The organism is Devosia sp. (assembly GCF_024707125.1).
Taxonomy (GTDB): Bacteria; Pseudomonadota; Alphaproteobacteria; order Rhizobiales; family Devosiaceae; genus Devosia.
The window spans coordinates 266,898-285,599 of sequence record NZ_JANQAH010000009.1 but is presented as its reverse complement, the minus strand read 5'-3'; the positions used below and the strand labels follow the sequence as shown (position 1 = coordinate 285,599).

General features: G+C 61.3%; 20 protein-coding genes. 14 read left to right on the top strand and 6 right to left on the bottom strand.

What is annotated here, in order from left to right:
• Positions 1-6: 6 nt before the first annotated feature.
• Positions 7-456: a TerB family tellurite resistance protein gene (locus NVV77_RS11380; protein WP_295413147.1), complete on the top strand. Its 450-nt coding sequence runs from the start codon at positions 7-9 to the stop codon at positions 454-456.
• Here NVV77_RS11380 and NVV77_RS11375 read toward each other — a convergent pair.
• Positions 453-1,004 carry a hypothetical protein gene (locus NVV77_RS11375; RefSeq protein ID WP_295413145.1) on the bottom strand — a complete coding sequence of 184 codons (552 nt, stop codon included), beginning with the start codon at positions 1,002-1,004 and terminating at the stop codon, positions 453-455. The two genes, NVV77_RS11380 and NVV77_RS11375, sit on opposite strands and share 4 nt — an antisense overlap.
• Before the next feature lie 84 nt (positions 1,005-1,088).
• On the opposite strand from NVV77_RS11375, the gene NVV77_RS11370 reads away from it, so the two are divergent.
• The 12 genes from NVV77_RS11370 (at position 1,089) to NVV77_RS11315 (ending at position 12,896) form a co-directional block, all read left to right on the top strand.
• Entirely contained in the window at positions 1,089-1,538 is a 450-nt protein-coding gene (locus NVV77_RS11370) for a universal stress protein (RefSeq protein ID WP_295413142.1), read from the top strand.
• Between the two features lie 139 nt (positions 1,539-1,677).
• Positions 1,678-2,211, top strand: a complete 534-nt coding sequence (gene ppa / locus NVV77_RS11365) for an inorganic diphosphatase (RefSeq protein WP_295413139.1) — start codon at positions 1,678-1,680, stop codon at positions 2,209-2,211.
• Between the two features lie 210 nt (positions 2,212-2,421).
• The gene (locus NVV77_RS11360; RefSeq protein ID WP_295413135.1) at positions 2,422-3,294 is read left to right on the top strand and encodes a DUF3445 domain-containing protein; all 873 of its coding nucleotides are present in this window, start codon (positions 2,422-2,424) and stop codon (positions 3,292-3,294) included.
• A gap of 61 nt (positions 3,295-3,355) precedes the next feature.
• Positions 3,356-3,793, top strand: a complete 438-nt coding sequence (locus NVV77_RS11355; RefSeq protein ID WP_295413132.1) for a MarR family transcriptional regulator — start codon at positions 3,356-3,358, stop codon at positions 3,791-3,793.
• Between the two features lie 112 nt (positions 3,794-3,905).
• Positions 3,906-5,219 carry a diguanylate cyclase gene (locus NVV77_RS11350; protein ID WP_295413129.1) on the top strand — a complete coding sequence of 438 codons (1,314 nt, stop codon included), beginning with the start codon at positions 3,906-3,908 and terminating at the stop codon, positions 5,217-5,219.
• Between the two features lie 266 nt (positions 5,220-5,485).
• Positions 5,486-7,300 (top strand): translational GTPase TypA, encoded by a 1,815-nt coding sequence (gene typA / locus NVV77_RS11345; RefSeq protein WP_295414438.1) that lies wholly within the window; start codon positions 5,486-5,488, stop codon positions 7,298-7,300.
• Positions 7,301-7,386: 86 nt separating this feature from the next.
• Complete coding sequence (locus NVV77_RS11340; RefSeq protein ID WP_295413126.1) at positions 7,387-7,995, top strand: DedA family protein; 609 nt, start codon at positions 7,387-7,389, stop codon at positions 7,993-7,995.
• A 347-nt stretch (positions 7,996-8,342) separates the two neighbouring features.
• Positions 8,343-8,645 carry a YggT family protein gene (locus NVV77_RS11335; RefSeq protein ID WP_295413124.1) on the top strand — a complete coding sequence of 101 codons (303 nt, stop codon included), beginning with the start codon at positions 8,343-8,345 and terminating at the stop codon, positions 8,643-8,645.
• Positions 8,626-8,952, top strand: a complete 327-nt coding sequence (locus NVV77_RS11330; RefSeq protein WP_295413121.1) for a DUF167 family protein — start codon at positions 8,626-8,628, stop codon at positions 8,950-8,952. The genes NVV77_RS11335 and NVV77_RS11330 overlap by 20 nt, the downstream gene beginning before the upstream one ends.
• A gap of 75 nt (positions 8,953-9,027) precedes the next feature.
• Positions 9,028-9,312, top strand: a complete 285-nt coding sequence (locus tag NVV77_RS11325) for a hypothetical protein (protein WP_295413118.1) — start codon at positions 9,028-9,030, stop codon at positions 9,310-9,312.
• Positions 9,313-9,519: 207 nt separating this feature from the next.
• Entirely contained in the window at positions 9,520-11,664 is a 2,145-nt protein-coding gene (locus tag NVV77_RS11320) for a sodium-translocating pyrophosphatase (protein ID WP_295413115.1), read from the top strand.
• Positions 11,665-12,344: 680 nt separating this feature from the next.
• Positions 12,345-12,896, top strand: coding sequence for a dihydrofolate reductase family protein (locus tag NVV77_RS11315; RefSeq protein ID WP_295413113.1), 552 nt, complete (start codon positions 12,345-12,347; stop codon positions 12,894-12,896).
• Positions 12,897-12,997: 101 nt separating this feature from the next.
• Here NVV77_RS11315 and NVV77_RS11310 read toward each other — a convergent pair whose 3' ends face one another.
• The 5 genes from NVV77_RS11310 to NVV77_RS11290 all read right to left on the bottom strand — a co-directional run bounded on the left by NVV77_RS11310 (position 12,998) and on the right by NVV77_RS11290 (position 18,065).
• Positions 12,998-13,384: a VOC family protein gene (locus NVV77_RS11310; protein WP_295413110.1), complete on the bottom strand. Its 387-nt coding sequence runs from the start codon at positions 13,382-13,384 to the stop codon at positions 12,998-13,000.
• Positions 13,385-13,412: 28 nt separating this feature from the next.
• On the bottom strand, positions 13,413-14,012 hold the full coding sequence (locus NVV77_RS11305; protein ID WP_295413107.1) for a sigma factor: 600 nt from the start codon (positions 14,010-14,012) through the stop codon (positions 13,413-13,415).
• A gap of 5 nt (positions 14,013-14,017) precedes the next feature.
• Positions 14,018-16,129 (bottom strand): EAL domain-containing protein, encoded by a 2,112-nt coding sequence (locus NVV77_RS11300; RefSeq protein ID WP_295413104.1) that lies wholly within the window; start codon positions 16,127-16,129, stop codon positions 14,018-14,020.
• Between the two features lie 67 nt (positions 16,130-16,196).
• Positions 16,197-16,841, bottom strand: a complete 645-nt coding sequence (locus NVV77_RS11295; RefSeq protein ID WP_295413103.1) for a chloramphenicol phosphotransferase — start codon at positions 16,839-16,841, stop codon at positions 16,197-16,199.
• Entirely contained in the window at positions 16,842-18,065 is a 1,224-nt protein-coding gene (locus NVV77_RS11290) for an argininosuccinate synthase (protein ID WP_295413101.1), read from the bottom strand. It lies immediately after the preceding gene.
• A 126-nt stretch (positions 18,066-18,191) separates the two neighbouring features.
• Between NVV77_RS11290 and NVV77_RS11285 the strand changes: the two genes are divergently transcribed.
• On the top strand, positions 18,192-18,659 hold the full coding sequence (locus tag NVV77_RS11285) for an Lrp/AsnC family transcriptional regulator (protein ID WP_295413098.1): 468 nt from the start codon (positions 18,192-18,194) through the stop codon (positions 18,657-18,659).
• The last annotated feature ends 43 nt before the right edge of the window (positions 18,660-18,702 follow it).

Below are 18,702 nucleotides of genomic sequence, written 5' to 3'. Positions count from 1 at the left end.
AAAGCCATGTTCGAGGCCCTGACCCGTCTGTTCCAAAAAGCCGAGGCCACGGCCGACAGCAATGACCCAAAACTGTCGGTGGCAGCGCTTCTGGTGCACCTCGCCGCGGTCGATGGCACGATGAAGGACGAGGAACGCAAAACCATCCGCGGCGCGCTGATGGATCACTACGATCTCGATGAACCCAGCGTCGATCGCCTGATCAAGCAGGCCGCCGAGAGGGATGCCGAGGCGGTGGATTTTTACCGCTTTACCACCGGCATTACCCAGCTGCCGATGGAAGATCGCGTCGAAATCATCCGCATGATGTGGACCGTGGTTTTTGCCGACCGGCAGAATCACGAGCTCGAGGACAATATGGTCTGGCGCATTGCCGAGCTGATCGGCGTATCGAGCCGCGACCGCACCGTGCTGCGCAACCAGATCCGCGGGCTGCGCGGCGAGGCCGAAGCCTAATAAGCCGAAAACTCCCCGATGACTTCGGGCTCGTCATTGGCGCAGTCGAATTTTCCAGCCTTGTCGGCGGCGGCACGGGCCAGTTCGTTGGCGTCCTTGTTGGCGAGGGCATCGACATAGGCGATGTGGCAGGAATTGCCCTCGGCGATCTGGGTCACCACCAGCACCTGACCCTTGTTCTCGCCGGTTTCAGGGTCGGCGGTGTGATAACGCACGATGGTCGCTACCGGGAAAAAGTAGCCCTTTGCGTTGGACAGTCGCCATTCGAGCTTTGCGCCGAGATTGTTGAAGGGCGGCAGCGTCTGGAAACCGGCCGAATTGGCTTCGGGATCAAAACCGTAGCTGATGGAAAAGCGGAGGTCGCCTTCCTCAACCATGACCGGAAAACCCTTATAGCCCGGGCAGGCCCAGCTGGCGCCGAAATCGTCGGCTTCGAGCACGAGGCACTGAGCGATATCGAGGTCGGTATAGGCGCTGGTAAAGCCCGATTGGGCAAAGGCAGGCGTTGCGCAAGTCACGGTCAGAACCAGAAAAAGACGCTGCAACATGACCGGCCTCCTCGCCGCGATATGATCGAGATCAATTGCCGGACACAATGATCGGGTTATTGTGCTGATAACAAGGAGAAGAGCATGTTCAAATCCCTGCTTATTGCCACCGATGGTTCCGAACTGGGCGACAAGGCCGTTGCGGCCGGCGTCGAACTCGCCAAAGCACACGGCTCGAAAATCCTGGTCCTGACTTCAACGGACCCGGTGGCCACCGGCATCGGCGCCGGCGGTTTTGGCACCATCGATGCGGGCCCGATCATCGCCCAGCTCGAAGAGGATTATGCGGCCGAGGCCAAAAAGCTGCTCGATGTCGCCAAGGCCAAACTCGACGCAGCCGGCATTGCCGCCGAAACCCTGCATGTGCCGCGCCATCGTCCGGCCGATGCCATTCTCGAAGCGGTTTCCGCGCGCGGCGTCGATACGATCGTCATGGGCTCACATGGCCGCCGTGGTCTTGGCCGGCTGCTGCTTGGCAGCCAGGCTTCCGAGGTTCTGGCGCGCTCCAGCGTGCCTGTGCTGATCGTCAAATAGGCTTTTGCAATTTTTCCGAAGCCATTCGTCCTGCGGCGAATGGCTTCGGCGTCTCGCCTATTTACGGCTTGCCTTTGCCGGGGGTTCTGCGGCAGAACGCCTCCGTTCAGCCCCTCCCTGACGCAACGGACACGCCCAAATGAACATCGACGCCATTCCGACCGGCAAGAACCCGCCCGACGACCTCAATGTCATCATCGAAGTCCCCCTTGGTGGCGAGCCGATCAAGTATGAAATCGACAAGGATAGCGGCGCGCTCTTCGTCGATCGCTTCCTCTATACGCCGATGCGCTATCCCGGCAATTACGGCTTTGTGCCGCATACTCTGTGCGGCGATGGCGATCCGCTCGACGTGATCGTGATGAATTCGCGTCCCCTCGTGCCTGGCGCTGTGGTGCGCTCGCGCCCCGTCGGCGTGCTCTTCATGGAAGACGATGGCGGCCAGGACGAAAAGATCATCGCCGTGCCGGTCTCAAAACTGACGCGCATGTACGACAATATCAAAGACATCGAGGATTTCCCGGAAATCCAGCTTGAGCGCGTGAAGCACTTTTTCACGCACTACAAGGATCTCGAGCCCGGCAAGTGGGCCAAGATCGACCGGATCGGCAACCTCGCCGACGCCAAGCGCGTGATTCTGGAATCGATCGAGCGCCACAAGGCTTCCAAGTAATTTTTTTGGTTTTTTGGGGCGGGGGTTTACCCCGCCCTTTTTCTTTTCGGCTCTCGCCTCGAAACGTCTCCACCCTCGATGTCACCCCGGCGCAGGCCGGGCCCATCTTGAGATCTCGGGTGGATCCCGGCGTGCGCCGGGATGACAGCTGGTGGTGATTGACGCCCCAAGCCACTTGCTAAGGCTCGAACGCCCCGCTTTCATGGCGGCATGACGCTTCCCGCCTTCGATACCAGACTTTTCCAGATCGCCACCAAGCCGCTCGACCTCTCAGACTGGCTCGATCCCGATGCGGACATGGCGGCGCAGCTGGCCGAAAAGGCGCGCCTCCACCAAACCCATTTTTCTGAGATTTTTGCCGAACTGCCCGAAAGCCGGCCAGCCCAGGCCGAACTGCTCTCCATGCTGGCAAATTATCTTCCGGAGCGCTTTCCAGACCTCTGGCAAAAGCGCGATGATGCCCTCCTTGTCGTCCCCACCGGCGAAATGGTTGAACTGAGCGGTATTCCCCTGCTGCAGGCCGCAAAGCTGGTGCAGGATGATCTGCTCATCCTCTCCCGCGCCGAACCTGGTTGGCGCCTCGTTGCAGCAAGCCTGAACTTTCCGTCTTCCTGGGTGCTGTCCGAAAAAATCGGAAAGGTGCTCGACGCCATTCATGGTCCGGTACCCGGCTTTGGCCCCGAAACCCGCCCGGCCCAGCTGATGGCGCGCATGTTCGATGCGCTGCGACCCGAAACACCTGTCATCCGCTGGAACTGGTCGCTCTATGGCGACCGGAGACTATTTCATCCCGACGTTTCGGGGCCCGACAAGCCGCGTTTTGGCACGGGCGACGAAGCCGATCCCGTCCTCCTGCGCATCGAGCGGCAAACCCTGCGAAAACTCCCGCAAACCGGGGCGATCGTGTTTACGATCCGGATTTCACTGGTCGATCTCGACAGCTTTGCCCTGCTGCCCGGCGCCAAAAGTTTCGCCGAAACCCTCCATGCCCAGCTTCTCGCGCTCACCCCCGAACAGCTCGGCTACAAGGGCCTGACGCGCGAGCGCGACCGGGTCCTGAAACGTCTCGCAGGCATAAGCTGAAACGCTTGCCCAAATCAGTATGCCGCGCCTAAATGGGAAAAATCCTGAGTAGGCTCAGTATATGAACGAGACCACCGTTGCCGACCAGTTGAACTGGGCTGCCCGTCTTTTGGCGCGCGAGACGGAAACCATGCTGGGACCCATCGGGCTCAATCCCGCCTATGTGCCGGTGCTTCTCGCCCTCTCGGCCGGCGGCGCGCATACGCCAAAAGGGCTTGCCGATGCGGCATCCGTCGAGCAGCCGACCATGACCGCCACCATCCAGCGTATGGAGCGCGATGGTCTCGTCACCCGAAAGCGCAATCCCGACGATGGCCGCAGCGCCCTGATCGGCCTGACCCCGGCTGGCTATGATCGCATCGCCGACATGGACCGCGCCTTGGGCGCGCTCAACGAACTGCTTCTCGAACAATTCACCACGGCTGAGCGCGGGCAATTTCTGGAACTGCTTGGACGGGTGATTTCGGTGCTGGAAGTGCAGACGGGCAGGGCAGGGTGAGGCGCCGCCAAACCGCAAGACGATCGAAACAAAGACCATAAAAATCATGCGCTTCGTCCGCGCCAAAAGGGTGCATTAACGCGCCTCCCCTATGCTCGTGGGCAAAGAGGGAATGATTGAAGTGGCCCAGGTCGATGTGTTTTCGCTCGCCGCCGCTGTCACAGCGCTACTGCTGGCGGTCGCGCTGCTCGTTGCCTATGCGATCAACCGCCGATTGAAGGCCTTTGTCTGGTGGGCCGGCAGCTTTGCCTTGCTGGCCTTGTGGTTGGCGACAGCGACGCTGCGTTTCGAAAAGCCGGTTGTCCCTGTCCTCTGGCTCAGCTGGGGCAGTTTTTACGCGGCGGCCTGCCTCGTGGCCTATGGGCTGTATCGCGAAGGCGCCACCCGCATCAGCCCCCTCGGCCGCATACTCGCCTGTGGAGCGCTTTTCCTCGTGATGGCGACCACGCTGACCGTGCTGCATGCGCGGCCGCATTACTGGTTTCTGATCGGCCCCATTCCCACGGTGATCTTTATGGCCTGGTCGGCCGTGCTGGTCTATCGCGCCGGTGCCTGGGGTTATGGGCTGGTCCTGGTCGTCGGCATCGCCATTGTCAGCCTCTTGTCGCTGATCCATCCGGGAGGGCTCGCCCGCGCCCTGTCACCGCGCCGTCCGCCATCGGCCCTGCGCGGCGGCTTTGGCGAGGCGGGCGATCCTGGGGCACCCATCTCGCTCAATCCGCGCCCGGCCCAGCCTGGACTGCTCGATTTTGCGCCGCCGGCCGGCCCGCATCCGCCGGTCGAGCAGCCCTTGACGGTGACGCTGATCACAGTGGTGGCGCTGCTGGCCATGGCCATAGCATTGGTCATGCGCGACATGCTGAGCGAGCTCGACAGGATGCGGGAACGTTCAAGCATTGATGCCATGACGGGTCTGCTCAATCGGGCGACCTTCGAAGAGACTGCCGTGGGCCTTTTGCGGGTGGCTGGCGCCCGTCCGATCTACATGATCCTGTTCGATATCGACCATTTCAAGCGGGTCAACGATACGGCCGGGCATGCGGCGGGTGACCGGGTTATTTCCCGGCTAGGCCGGATCCTGCGCGACATGTCCGTGCCGCGCGGCATAGCGGGGCGCGTGGGGGGCGAGGAGTTCGCCGTTATCCTTCCGGACTGTGATCTCAGCACAGCACGGCAGTTTGCCGATGCGGTCCGGTCCGGGCTATCGACCTCCGATTTTGGCGACGATATCGGTTGGGGCGTGACCGCAAGCGCCGGCATTGCGCGGCACCTCGTCGACGAAAACCTCGATGGATTGACCGCCCGGGCCGACAAGGCGCTGTACGCCGCCAAGGAAAGCGGCCGCGACAGGATCACCATCGCGCCTGATGCCATGGAGGAGCGCCATTGGCCGGGCCAGAATGTCAGGCTCGCCGGCAGTGCCTAGCTCACGAACGCTAGAGTGGCATTTTTCCAGGAGTCTCAGTCAGCAAACCCATCCCATATTCGCCGCGGAACCGGAATTGGGGGCCATCTCGTCTTTCACGCATTCCCGCCCTGCATTGGCGGCGCTTGTTAAGAGCGCTGTTTTTCTGTAATAGCCGCACCGAAAAGCGCCAGACTGCCCATAATGCAGCTGGCGTTTCCTGTTTTCCGCATGATTTGGCCGTTTGCCTCTGGCGCCGCTGGACCATGCCCAACGCCCCGGTGCCCATGTCCCTGCGCAATATTGCCATCATCGCCCACGTTGACCACGGTAAGACCACCCTGATCGATGTCCTGCTCAAGCAGTCGGGCTCATTTCGCGAAAACGAGCGCGTTGAAGAACGCGCCATGGACAGCAATGATATCGAGCGCGAGCGCGGTATCACCATTCTGGCCAAGGTGACTTCCCTGCTCTGGAAGGACACCCGCATCAATATCGTCGACACGCCCGGCCACGCCGACTTCGGCGGCGAAGTCGAGCGCATTCTCTCCATGGTTGACGGCGTCGTCATCCTCGTTGACGCCGCTGAAGGCCCGATGCCGCAGACCAAGTTCGTGCTTGGCAAGGCGCTGGCCCAGGGCCTGCGTCCGATCGTTGCCATCAACAAGATCGACAAGTCCGACGAGCGCCACCTCGAAGTGCTCGAAGAGATTTTTGATCTTTTTATCGCCCTCGACGCTTCGCCCGAGCAGCTTGATTTCCCGGTTCTCTACGGTTCGGCCAAGCAGGGCTGGATGGCTGCCGAGCCGGAAGGTCCGAAGGAAAGCCTCGGCCCGCTGCTCGACAAGGTCATCGAACACGTGCCGGAGCCGAGCGTCGAAGAAGGCGCCTTCCGCATGCTGGTCACCACCATCGAGCGCAACCCGTTCCTCGGCCGCATCCTGACCGGCCGTATTACCTCGGGTTCCGTCAAGGCCAACGACCCCATCCACACGCTCAACCGTGAAGGCAAGGAAGTCGAAAAGGGCCGCGTTTCCAAGGTTCTCGCTTTCCGTGGCCTTGAACGTACCCCGGTCGATATCGGCGAAGCCGGCGACATCGTCGCCATTGCCGGTCTCGTCACCTCGACCGTGGCCGACACGCTCTGTGCCACTTCGGTGACCAAGCCGATCGAAGCCAAGCCGATCGATCCCCCGACCCTGTCGGTCACCTTCCGCATCAATGACGGCCCGCTGGCCGGCCGCGAAGGCGACAAGGTGCAGTCGCGCGTTATCCGTGAACGCCTGATGCGCGAAGCCGAAGGCAATGTCGCCATCCGCGTCACCCCCGGCGACGACAACGACTCCTATGACGTTGCCGGCCGCGGCGAACTTCAGCTCGCCGTTCTCATCGAAAACATGCGCCGCGAAGGCTTTGAGCTGACCATCGGTCGCCCGAAAGTTCTCATGCAGGACATCGATGGCGCCCGTCACGAGCCGATCGAAGAAGTCATCATCGACGTCGATGACGAATTCACCGGCGCCGTCGTCCAAAAGCTCACCGAGCGCAAGGGCGAACTGACCGACATGCGCCCGTCCGGCGTCGGCCGTACCCGCATCCAGCTGCTGGTCCCCACCCGCTCGCTGATCGGCTACCAGCCTGAACTGCTTTCGGACACCCGCGGTACCGCTATCTTCAACCGCCTGTTCCACTCCTTCGTGCCGTATAAGGGCGAACTGCCTGGCCGTCGCACCGGCGTGCTGATCTCGAACGGCACCGGCCAGTCCGTTGCCTTCGCGCTCTGGAACCTCGAAGACCGCGGCCCGATCATGATCGATGCCGGTGTCGACATCTATGAAGGCATGATCGTGGGCGAGCACTCCCGCGAGAACGACCTTGAAGTCAACGCGCTCAAGGGCAAGCAGCTCACCAATATCCGCACGACCTCCAAGGACGAAGCGGTGCGCCTGACGACCCCGAAGAAGCTGACCCTCGAACAGTCGCTCGGCTATATCGCCGAAGACGAATATGTCGAAGTGACGCCCAAATCGATCCGCCTGCGCAAGATCTGGCTTGATCCCAACGATCGCAAGCGCATGAGCCGCGCCGCCAAGTCGGCCTAAGAGTTTTCTTAAAACTCATCCGCGAATGTCACAGGAATGCCCGGCTTGTCCGGGCATTCTTTTAAGTCCAGTGCAAGGAGTGCCGCATGACCGATTGGATTATCCAGACCATTTCCGAACTCGGATATCTCGGGATCTTCCTCGTCATGCTCGCTGAATCGATCTTTCCGCCCATACCCTCGGAACTGATCATTCCCTTTGCCGGCTTCGCCGCCGCCAATGGCGACCTCAATCTCTTCGGTGTTCTTGCCGCCGCAACTATCGGCGCTGTCGTCGGCATGTTGCCTTGGTATTTTGCCGGCCGTCTTTTCGGGCTCGAACGGGTGCGCTATCTCGCCGATCGCTTTGGGCGTGTCATGGCCTTCAATGCCGACGAGATCGATGTTGCGGTTGGCTGGTTCCGCCGCTTCGGGCCCATCATCGTGCTTTTCGGCCGGCTGATCCCGCTGATCCGCACGCTCATTTCCATTCCCGCGGGCTTGTCGCGCATGAGCCTGCCGGTCTTCCTCCTCGCCTCGACTTCGGGCGCCTTGATCTGGAACACCTTTCTCACGCTCGCCGGCTACATCCTGCATGAGCATTACGAGGTCATCGAAGTCGTGCTCGATCCCCTGAGCTACATTGTCCTCGGCCTTGTGGTCCTGCTTTACCTCGTCAAGGTCGCGACCTGGAAGCCCAGCCAAGCCAAGGCCTGATGCAGTTCTGCCTCGCATTTTGCAACGCGCTTCGCATTTTGCGAAACGGAAAAATAGGAAAAAGGCCAATCGTAACAGGTGCTTAATCTTTGCCCCCGGTTTTGCGGGGCCGCGCACTTGGCACGCTTCATGCAATGGAATTAGTGTCCGGACCCTTGTACTGCATACCGGATGTCAGTCATTTGGGCCCCGTATCGCTTGCCCGGTGCGGGGCTCCGGCTTTTCTAGATGGTCGCGCTTCGGCGAGGGAAAACCGGTACCCACTTTTCCTCGAAGCGCTCGGGGTGGCCTTGTCGCCTTGCCACTAACCCACTAGATAACTCGGAACTTTTCTCGCGGAGACGCCCATGCGCGCCGTTCTCGATATCATTCTCATCCTGCTCCAGCTCTATTGGTGGGTCCTGCTCATCATGATCATCATGAGCTGGCTGATCTCCTTCAACGTGATCAATACCCGCAACCAGTTCGTCGAAGCGGTCTGGCGCGTGCTCAATCAGCTGACCGAACCGGTGCTGCGGCCCCTTAGGCGCGTGCTGCCCAATTTCTCGGGCCTCGACCTCTCCCCGCTGGTGGCCTTCCTGATCATCTTCTTCATCCAGTCGATCATCGGCTACTATATCTATCCAGCCGTTGCCCGCGCCGGCATCTAGCTTCTTCCGACCGACGCCGGAGGGACTCTTATTGTTCCTCCGCGTCACGCCCAATGCCGGGCGCGATGCCATAGATGGTGTCGAGAACCGCGACGATGGCACGTCCGTCCTCCGCCTTCGCGTCAGCGCCGTGCCCGACAAGGGCAAGGCCAATGCCGCCGTGATCGCGCTCCTCGCCAAAACCCTCGGCATTCCAAAATCATCGATAGCCCTCGTCAGCGGCGAGACGGCGCGACAGAAAACCTTGCGCATCGCTCCCCAGACTGACGCGCTGCTGGCGCGCCTTGCCGCACTCTCCGACGCCTGAACACCCTATTCAGGGCGAGTTCAGCGCGCCAGCGACAGTCTTGTGCAACGCCACCAGAACCGCAGGGGTTCTCAAATGTACAGGTTCCTTCTTGCCGCTCTCGCCCTGACCACGCTCTCCGCCGCCTTCATCCCGCCCGCCTTTGCCATGAAGGGGATCGATGCCACGCGCTCATGCAATGCCCAGCCGAGCCGCTGCCGGGCACATATCGACCCATCCGGCTCCGTCGTCATCTCGGTCGATGGCTACATCATCATCTGTCCGGCACCTGATCAGGAATGCCATGTCGACGTCCGGCCTTCTCGCCTGACTGGCAAGGGCGGCGTCGCCAGACCCGCCGACCTGCCGTTCAGCCGCTAGTCTTCTGCCCCGCTCGCAATGCTCTGATGGGCCGCGACAAACCGCCACACTTTCCAATTGCTTAACGGAACAATCCCGGTAATCTTCCCCTTGGGAGGAGGTCCGCCGGAGGGCGGTTGCGGACCGGACAGGGGGCAAGTCGCACCCAAAAAGAGCTGGCCACGACCGGGGCGGGCCTCGAATCTTTTCATTCGAGGAACGGTTTTCATGGATCTGGCACTTTGGCTGATCGTCGCCTGCGGCGGTTTGGCTGTTGTTTATGGCATCGTCACCACGCAGGGCCTGCTCAAGGCTGATGCTGGTTCTGCCCGTATGCAGGAAATTTCCGCCGCCGTACGCGAAGGCGCTTCGGCCTATCTCAAACGCCAATATACCACCATCGCCATTGTCGGCGTGGTCATCCTCATTGCCGCCTGGCTGCTGCTGGGACCGCATGCGGCTATCGGCTTCCTCATCGGCGCCGTGCTCTCGGGCGCAGCCGGCTTTATCGGCATGAACGTTTCGGTGCGCGCCAATGTGCGCGTCGCCCAGGCGGCCATTTCCTCGCTCTCCAAAGGGCTCGACCTCGCCTTCAAATCCGGCGCCGTCACCGGCATGCTGGTGGCAGGCCTCGGCCTCCTCGGGGTGACGCTTTATTTCATCATCCTCACAGGCATGGGCAATGCACCCACGAGCCGCGTCGTCATCGACTCGCTCGTCGCCCTCTCCTTCGGCGCTTCGCTGATTTCCATCTTCGCCCGTCTCGGCGGCGGCATCTTTACCAAGGGCGCTGACGTCGGCGGCGACATGGTGGGCAAGGTCGAAGCCGGTATTCCGGAAGACGATCCGCGCAATCCCGCCACCATCGCCGACAATGTGGGCGACAACGTTGGCGATTGCGCCGGCATGGCCGCCGACCTTTTTGAAACCTATGTGGTCACCATCGTCGCCACCATGGTGCTGGCGGCGATCATCCTGCCCGAAGCGCTCAAACTGACCGGCATGGTGCTGCCCCTCGCCATTGGCGGGGCCTGCGTCATCACCTCCATCATAGGCACCTATTTCGTCAAATTGGGCGCCGACAACAACATCATGGGCGCGCTCTACAAGGGCGTCATAGCCTCGGGTGTTTTGTCACTGGTCGCCCTTTTACCAGTCCTGTGGCTGCTCTTCGGCGATATGAACCTCGCCATCGAAACATCAGACAAGACCTTTACGCCCTGGCACCTCTTCTGGTGCGGCGTCACCGGTCTCGTCATCACCGGGCTGATCATCGTCATCACCGAATACTATACCGGCACCAATCGCCGCCCGGTGAACTCCATCGCCGAGGCCTCGGTCACCGGCCATGGCACCAATGTCATCCAGGGCCTTGCCGTGTCGCTGGAATCGACCGCCCTGCCGGCTCTGGTCATCATCGCCGGCATCATCGTCACCTATTCGCTGGCTGGCCTTTTCGGCATCGCCTTCGCGGTGGCAACCATGCTGGCTTTGGCCGGCATGATCGTGGCGCTCGACGCCTTTGGCCCGGTCACCGACAATGCCGGCGGCATTGCCGAAATGGCTGGCCTCGACAAGGAAGTGCGCCACAATACCGACGCGCTCGATGCGGTAGGCAATACGACCAAGGCCGTCACCAAGGGCTATGCCATCGGTTCGGCCGGCCTTGGTGCCCTGGTGCTCTTTGCCGCCTATACGCAGGACCTGATCTACTTCTCGTCCCTGCCTGATGCGCCGGCCATCTTTGCCGGCATGGGCGCGCTCACCTTCTCGCTGGCCGACCCATATGTCGTCGTCGGCCTCCTCTTCGGCGGTCTTTTGCCATTTCTGTTCGGTGGTATGTCGATGACTGCGGTGGGTCGCGCCGCCCAGTCGGTCGTGGTGGAAGTGCGCCGCCAGTTCAAGGAAAAGCCGGGCATCATGCTTGGCACCGACAAGCCGGACTATGGCCGTGCCGTCGACATGCTCACCAAGGCCGCGATCAAGGAAATGATCGTCCCCTCGCTGCTGCCGGTGCTGTCGCCGATCCTGGTTTTCTTCCTCATCAACTGGATCGCCGGCCCCGCCGCCGGCTTCTCCGCCCTCGGCGCCATGCTGATGGGCGTCATCGTGACGGGTCTCTTCGTCGCCATCTCCATGACCGCCGGCGGCGGCGCCTGGGACAATGCCAAGAAGAGTTTTGAGGACGGTTTTACCGACAGCCACGGCGTCAAGCATTTCAAGGGCTCAGACGCCCACAAGGCTTCCGTCACCGGCGACACCGTCGGCGACCCCTACAAGGACACGGCCGGCCCGGCCGTCAATCCGATGATCAAGATCACCAATATCGTGGCACTGCTGCTGCTGGCCGTGCTGGCGCATATGGGTGGCTAGGCAGACGCAGTCTGCACTGAATTGAAGAAGAAGGCCCGGGAGCAATCCCGGGCCTTTTCGATGGTTTGGGGGGGATATGCCAAAGAACTTATCCCCGCCCCCTCCACTCCGTCATAAAATCAAAAAATTCCCCGCACGGGACGGAGTCGAGACGGACGGCTGCGGGGATGCTGAGCGCACGGGACCGTTCCCGTGTGGGTTCGGGGGCTGGCCGCATGCGACGAGCGATCAAGTGCCGCTAAAAGTCTTGTCCAAAAAACTTCGAACTGTGCCGCAGGCAAAATCGCTCCAGTGGAGCGATTTTTAGAGAGAAGGCCATGTGAGCTATGCTCACATGGCGGGCCCCGAGGCGGTTTCGTCTCACTCACTAAAATACTCAGGGGCGAAGGCGCCTCGGGGTCCGTTCCTTTTGCAAAAACCTGACGCGGAGACGCGGGCAGGGTGGTGGTGCTTCCTATCCACCGGCTGTCACCCCGGCTGAGGCCAGGGCCCATCCTGTGATGGCTTGGTCCGCAGCAGTCGCACATGCGGGAGATCGATCCGGTGTACGCCGGGGCGACAATCAGTGGAAGAGCGCTACCAGCGGGGCAAAAAAACCAAAACAAAAATTGTCGAACTTTCACTTCCTCATTCGTCGCAGCAACGATCGGGCAGGGGGCCCGAGAAAGAAGGGACATACAATGCGTAAAGTGATTGCCGGCCTCTTTCATTCTGTCGATGGCGTTGTCGAGGCGCCCAACGAGTTTCAGTTCGATTCCTTCGATGATGAGCTGGGCCAGGAAATGGGCACCATCATGGGCAATATCGGCACCGTGCTGATGGGGCGGGTGGGCTATTCCGAATGGGCGGGTTATTGGCCCAATGCGAGCCAGGACCTCGATTTTGCCGGCTTCATCAATGGCGTCGAAAAATTCGTCGCTTCGGAAACCTTGAAGCCGTCCGAAGTGAGCTGGACCAATGCCAGCCTGATCGAGGGCGACTTCCTCGACTTTGTCCGCGCGCTCAAAGCAGGCGAAGGCAGCGACGTCTGCGCTATGGGCGGCATTTCGCTGGTGCGACAGCTGGTCTTTGCCGGGCTGATGGATGAATTGACGCTGATCACCCACCCGGTCATCGCCGGCAAGGGGCGGCACCTGTTCGAGCCGGGCGATCCGACGACGCGCCTCGAACTGGTCCGTGCCCGCACCACCTCAAAGGGCAATGTGGTGCAGGTCTATCGGCGGCTGGCCTGATGCCAACCCAAACGCGGTATCATCCCCGCGAAAGCGGGGATCTCTGTTTCAGGCGAAGAGAGATTCCCGCTTTCGCGGGAATGACGTCGTGGGAGAGCAGATCAGCCCTTCACCGATCGGGGCAGTTCGCCTGATTGCCAGAGGCCGAGACCAAAGCCATCCGGGTCCAGAAAGTCGGCGCTCCAGCCGCCGGGGGCTTCGGAAACGGGGGTGACGATATTGACGCCCTTTTGCGCCAGTTCCGCCACCACGTCGTCGATGCCGCCTTCGTCCAGTTCAAAGACGATGGCCGGCGTGTCGCCGCGCTTGCCGTCCTGCTGGAAGAAGATCAGATCCGGGCCCTGCTCGATGCTGCCCTGCAGCCAGAAGGGCTCGGCACCCTCCATGCGCTCGAGACCAAGGCCCAGCGTTTCGTTATAGAAACTTTCGGTGCGAAGGATGTCGCTGACGTAAAAGACAATGCTGACATTCTTGGGTTTGAGGCTCATGGCAGGCTCCAATACTAGTTACATCACCCTATTGCCGCGGCGTGTCCGTTTGTGAGCGCTTTATCAGAAAAAGATGGCCGTCCGGATCGTGGCTCGCAAAAACCCCGCCATGGCGGAGGAGTGCGGGCAAGAGCACGTCGCGGATGCGACCATAGGCCAAGTCCAGGCTAAGCCCGGTCAATTCCTCGGGCGCTGCCAGATTTTTGGCGGTCAGATGCCGTTTGAGCGCCGAAACCCGCTGGCGCAGGGCGGTATCGGGCAGGTGCAGCAGATAGGCGATTTCACGTCGGTTATGCCCGGTCAGCACCAGGGCTGCCAAAATGCGCAAAGCCGGGGGAAGGCCGGCCAGAATATCGTCCGGTTTGGCGTCACTGGTTTTTGCGTCCGGCGCCCGGGCCGCCTGCCAGGCGGTTTCCCGGCCTTTTCGACGCCGTGCCGTGCGCGCCTCCATGCGGGCGCGGTTGCGCACGACGCCGGTGAGCCAGCGGGCATTGTCGGGGTTTTCGATATCGCTGCGGCCTGCGGCGATGGCGGAGATCAGCGCCTCCTGCACCACATCTTCCGCCTCGGCGGTCGTGTGCTCCCGGGCGGCGATGGAGAGCAGCTGCGTGTAAAGGCGGCCGCGCATTTTGGCTAAGAAGCCTTGGCCAGAGCGATTTCTGCGTGAAGCAGGTTCGCCAGCGCCGCGCCGGAAATGGGAGGAGAAAACAAGAAGCCCTGCACCTCGGAAACGCCCTGGGCGCGCACCAGCGCCAGCTGTTCCTCGGTTTCGACCCCTTCCACCGTGGTCGACATCCCCAGCGACTGACCGAGCCCGATCACGGCGCGAATGATCGCCTGGCTGTCGGCGCGGCTGGCAAGATCGCGGATGAAGGAGCGGTCGATCTTGATCTTGTCGAAGGGGAAGGAGCGCAGGTAGGAGAGCGAGGAATAGCCGGTGCCAAAATCGTCCATGGAAATGCGCACACCCATGGCGCGCAGTTCGTGCAGGGCCTTGAGCGTCGATTCGCTGTCGGTCAGCAGCAGGCTTTCGGTGATTTCGAGTTCGAGCCGGCTGGGGTCGAGCCGCGCATTGCTGAGCGCCCGGCGGACCTGGGTGACGAGGTCGCGCTGGCGGAACTGCACCGGCGAGAGATTGACGGCGATGCGCACGGTTTTGGGCCAGCTGGCAGCGGTGCTGCAGGCCTCGTTGAGCACCCATTGACCGATGGCCGAAATCAGCCCGGTTTCCTCGGCTACGGGCACGAATTCGGCCGGTGACACGGTGCGGCCCTCAAAATCCCAGCGCAGCAGGGCTTCGACGCAGGTGACGCGGTTTTCCGCAAGGCCGAGGAGGGGCTGATACATCAGGCGGAATTCATTCCGGCTCAGCGCCAGGCGCAGCCCCGCCTCGATCAGGCGCCGCTGCTGCAGCTCGGCATCCATGCCGGTCTCGAAGAAGTGGTAGGTCGAGCGGCCTTCGCTTTTCGCCTTGTAGAGCGCGAGATCGGCATTTTTGACCAGCGTATCGGTGGTCAGGCCATCACCGGGCCCGACGGCGATACCGACGCTGGCGCCGATCTCGATCTGCTGGCCGCGGATGTTCATGGGGGCGCCCATGGCCTTGATGATGCGGTCGGCAATGCGTGCCGCGGCATCGGCGCTGTCGATGGGACGTAGCAGCAGGGCAAATTCGTCGCCGCCAAGGCGGGCGAGCAGGTCGCTTTCCCGCGTCGTGCCCCAGAGGCGCACGGCGGCTTGCTTGATGACCTCGTCACCCACGGCATGGCCGAGCGTGTCGTTGACGGCCTTGAAGTGGTCGAGGTCGATATAGAGCACCGCCGCCATTTCGCCGCGCTTCAACCCGGCCTCGGTACGGGCCATTTCCTCGAGGAATTCGGCACGGTTGGGCAGGTCGGTCAGCGCGTCGTGGCGGGCGAGATGGTGGATACGCGCTTCGTTCTGCCGCTGCTCGGTAATGTCTTCGTGTGTGGACACCCAGCCTCCATCCTTCATCGGATGGTGCTGCATCAGGATGATGCGGCCGTTGAGCTCGTGAACGTTCTTGCCATATTCGCGCTTGGCGATGACCTCGCGGCGCCAGAGAATATAGTCTTCGCGGTCCCCGCCGGCGCTCATGCCTCCATCGAAGAGATGCCCCAGAATGTCTTCAAGCTGTGCGCCAGGCCGGACGAATTCATCCGGCAGATTGTAGATGCGCGAATAGGGCTCGTTGCAGATGACCAGACGCCCCTTGGCGTCCATCATGCACAGGCCAATGGAAATGTTGTTCACGGCCGCGTCGAGCCGGATATTCTGGCGTTCGAGCTCGAGCTTGCGCTTCTGCACCGTCTCGGACATCTGGATTTCGTCGGTGACGTCTTCATGCGTCACGACCCAGCCGAGCTTTTCGGAATAGACATGGGCGGTCTCGACGATGCGCCCGCCATAGACCACTTCCTGGCTCTTGGTGCGCATGCCGCCGCGATTGGAGAGCAGATCGCTCGTATAGGTTTCGTAGAAAGCGTCAGGGCTCTGGCCGGGGTGATTGCCGAGCTTGTGCGAGAGGTGGACCACCTCTTCGAGCGTCATGCCCTTTCTTATGGCATCTTCGGAAAAACCGTAGAATTCGCGGTAATTCTTGTTCCACATGACCAGCCGGAATTGCGGCGACCAGACACAAAAACCATAGGGGATGTTTTCCAGCGCTGCGTCGAGCAGCAGCGCGTCAGCGACGTCGGTCGTGCCAGCGTCCAGTTCCCCCATCAATCCCCTCGGTGTCATTGCTTTCATGACGCTTTGGTGAAGCTAAAGGCAGGGGCTTAACGCAGACTTAAGTCGATGACGCGGATGAATTCCTGCCCAGGCGTGCAAGTACGGTTTGGGCTGGGGGCGCGGCGAGTAAGGCCGCTACCCGAGCGGCGCCGTCTTCGGACGTCAGCCGGCCCATATCGAGCCTCAGGTCATAGGTCTTGTCGCGGTGCACGGCGTCCTGCCAGCGCAATACTGGTGGCGGTGCAGTGTCTCCGGTCGCGTAAAAACCGCCCTGGGGATCGGCATTGCGACGACGCATGATCTCGTCGAGGTCGCAGTCGATGCCGATCAACACGGCTCCAAGCGGGCCAAGGGTCGATGCGGCGCGGTCGAGAATGCCGAGAGGCGCCGAATAATCCTCGTGCATGCCGAGGTCGGCTACAATGTCGAAGCCAGACTGCGCCTGAAGGCGAATGGTTGCGAAGAGTAGATCATAGAGCTTTGCTACGGCCGGTTCGAGGTCCGGCCGTTCGCCACCGGGGCGAAGACCGATACCGGGCATGAGGGCCGGTGGCAGGGCCGCCATGAAACTGTCGACACCGGTATTGAGCCAGGTGCCGGGAACGGTCGTCTGGATCGCCCCGGCAAGACTGGATTTGCCCGAGCGCGGAGCGCCATTGAGAATGACGACGCGCCCAGTGCGCGGCGCGTCGCCGGAAGCCATTTAGCTGTTTGCCTTCTTGTTGCGAGCGGCCCAGGTCTTGAGACGCAGGCCATTGAGGCGGATGAAGCCGGCCGCGTCCTTGTGGTCATAGGCCACTGCGCCTTCTTCGAAGGTGACAAGGTCCATCGAATAGAGCGAATTGGCCGATGAGCGGGCGATGACGGATGCCGAGCCCTTGTAGAGTTTTACGGTCACTTCGCCCGAAACATATTCCTGGCTCTTGTCGATCAGAGCCTGCAGCATTTCGCGCTCGGGCGAGAACCAGAAGCCGTTGTAGATCAGCTCGGCATACTTTGGCATCAGCTCATCCTTGAGGTGAGCTTCGCCGCGGTCGAGCGTGATCGATTCTATGCCGCGGTGGGCGACGAGCAGGATCGCGCCGCCGGGGGTTTCGTAGAGACCGCGCGACTTCATGCCGACGAAACGGTTTTCGACGAGGTCGAGACGGCCGACGCCATGCTTGCCGCCGAGCTCGTTGAGCTTGGTGAGCAGCGCAGCCGGCGACAACTTGACGCCATTGACCGAGACCGGGTCGCCCTTTTCATAGCCGATGGTGATGATTTCGGGCTCGTTCGGCGCCTTTTCCGGGTCGACCGTGCGCTGGGCGACATAGTCGGGGGCCGGCACTGCCGGGTCTTCCAGTACCATGCCTTCGGACGACGTGTGCAGGAGGTTGGCGTCGACCGAGAAGGGGGCCTCGCCGCGCTTGTCCTTGGCGATCGGGATCTGATTGGCTTCGGCATAGGCGAGGAGCTGGGTGCGCGAGCGCAGGTCCCATTCACGCCAGGGGGCGATCACCTTGATCGAGGGATCAAGCGCGTTGGCGGTCAGCTCGAAGCGAACCTGGTCATTGCCCTTGCCGGTGGCGCCATGGGAAATGGCGTCGGCACCGGTTTCCTGGGCGATTTCGACAAGGCGCTTGGCGATCAGCGGACGGGCAATGGAGGTGCCGAGCAGGTACTGGCCTTCATAGACCGTATTGGCGCGGAACATCGGGAAGACGAAATCGCGCACGAACTCTTCGCGCAGGTCTTCGATGCGGATGTCCTTGATGCCGAACATTTCGGCCTTCTTGCGCGCCGGTTCCAGCTCTTCGCCCTGGCCGAGGTCAGCGGTAAAGGTCACCACTTCGCAATTATAGGTCTCCTGCAGCCATTTCAGGATGATGGAGGTGTCGAGGCCGCCCGAATAGGCCAGCACGACCTTTTTGATTTCATTCGCCATGATGTCGTCCCAAGATCTTTATGGTGACAGGATAGGCCGCCATGTGCGCAATAATCTTGCGATCATCGCAAGTTTTTGTCATTTTCTGGCAGATTATGCCAATTCTTAGATGGGCGGCTGCGAAAAATGCCAGAAATGCTTGACGCCATCGACCGCCGCATTTTGAAAGCATTGCAGCGCAATGGCCGCATGTCCAATGTGGAATTGGCCAATGAGGTCGGGTTGTCGCCGTCCCCCTGCCTTCGCCGGGTAAAACTGCTCGAGGAAAATGGCGTCATCGACCAGTATGTTGCCGTGCTCAATGGGCAGAAATTGGGCCTGGGGCTGACGGTTTTTGCGCGCATCTGGTTCAAAACCCAGGATGCTGAGACAACGAACCAGTTCGCCGAAACCGTACGAAAATATCCGGAAGTCGCAGAGTGCTACCTGACGACGGGGGAGTGTGACGCGATCATGCGCATCGTTACGACCGACCTTCACGCCTATTGGCGGTTCCAGTCGGACTATCTCATGCGCATTCCCAGCGTGCAGAGCGTCAAGACGGATGTGCCGATGGAGACGATCAAGCGCAGTTTTGAGCTGCCACTGGGTTGAAGCCTGTTCAGCACGCCGCGTTAGTGCGATACCGGTCCAACAC

Excerpts from the sequence above, each read along its gene's own strand:
- NVV77_RS11380 (WP_295413147.1), top strand. The coding sequence starts at position 7 with ATGTTCGAGGCCCTGACCCGTCTGTTCCAAAAAGCCGAGGCCACGGCC.
- NVV77_RS11375 (WP_295413145.1), bottom strand. The coding sequence starts at position 1,004 with ATGTTGCAGCGTCTTTTTCTGGTTCTGACCGTGACTTGCGCAACGCCT.
- NVV77_RS11370 (WP_295413142.1), top strand. The coding sequence starts at position 1,089 with ATGTTCAAATCCCTGCTTATTGCCACCGATGGTTCCGAACTGGGCGAC.
- ppa (WP_295413139.1), top strand. The coding sequence starts at position 1,678 with ATGAACATCGACGCCATTCCGACCGGCAAGAACCCGCCCGACGACCTC.
- NVV77_RS11360 (WP_295413135.1), top strand. The coding sequence starts at position 2,422 with ATGACGCTTCCCGCCTTCGATACCAGACTTTTCCAGATCGCCACCAAG.
- NVV77_RS11355 (WP_295413132.1), top strand. The coding sequence starts at position 3,356 with ATGAACGAGACCACCGTTGCCGACCAGTTGAACTGGGCTGCCCGTCTT.
- NVV77_RS11350 (WP_295413129.1), top strand. The coding sequence starts at position 3,906 with ATGATTGAAGTGGCCCAGGTCGATGTGTTTTCGCTCGCCGCCGCTGTC.
- typA (WP_295414438.1), top strand. The coding sequence starts at position 5,486 with ATGTCCCTGCGCAATATTGCCATCATCGCCCACGTTGACCACGGTAAG.
- NVV77_RS11340 (WP_295413126.1), top strand. The coding sequence starts at position 7,387 with ATGACCGATTGGATTATCCAGACCATTTCCGAACTCGGATATCTCGGG.
- NVV77_RS11335 (WP_295413124.1), top strand. The coding sequence starts at position 8,343 with ATGCGCGCCGTTCTCGATATCATTCTCATCCTGCTCCAGCTCTATTGG.
- NVV77_RS11325 (WP_295413118.1), top strand. The coding sequence starts at position 9,028 with ATGTACAGGTTCCTTCTTGCCGCTCTCGCCCTGACCACGCTCTCCGCC.
- NVV77_RS11320 (WP_295413115.1), top strand. The coding sequence starts at position 9,520 with ATGGATCTGGCACTTTGGCTGATCGTCGCCTGCGGCGGTTTGGCTGTT.
- NVV77_RS11315 (WP_295413113.1), top strand. The coding sequence starts at position 12,345 with ATGCGTAAAGTGATTGCCGGCCTCTTTCATTCTGTCGATGGCGTTGTC.
- NVV77_RS11310 (WP_295413110.1), bottom strand. The coding sequence starts at position 13,384 with ATGAGCCTCAAACCCAAGAATGTCAGCATTGTCTTTTACGTCAGCGAC.
- NVV77_RS11305 (WP_295413107.1), bottom strand. The coding sequence starts at position 14,012 with ATGCGCGGCCGCCTTTACACGCAGCTGCTCTCCATCGCCGCCCGGGAG.
- NVV77_RS11300 (WP_295413104.1), bottom strand. The coding sequence starts at position 16,129 with ATGGGGGAACTGGACGCTGGCACGACCGACGTCGCTGACGCGCTGCTG.
- NVV77_RS11295 (WP_295413103.1), bottom strand. The coding sequence starts at position 16,841 with ATGGCTTCCGGCGACGCGCCGCGCACTGGGCGCGTCGTCATTCTCAAT.
- NVV77_RS11290 (WP_295413101.1), bottom strand. The coding sequence starts at position 18,065 with ATGGCGAATGAAATCAAAAAGGTCGTGCTGGCCTATTCGGGCGGCCTC.
- NVV77_RS11285 (WP_295413098.1), top strand. The coding sequence starts at position 18,192 with ATGCCAGAAATGCTTGACGCCATCGACCGCCGCATTTTGAAAGCATTG.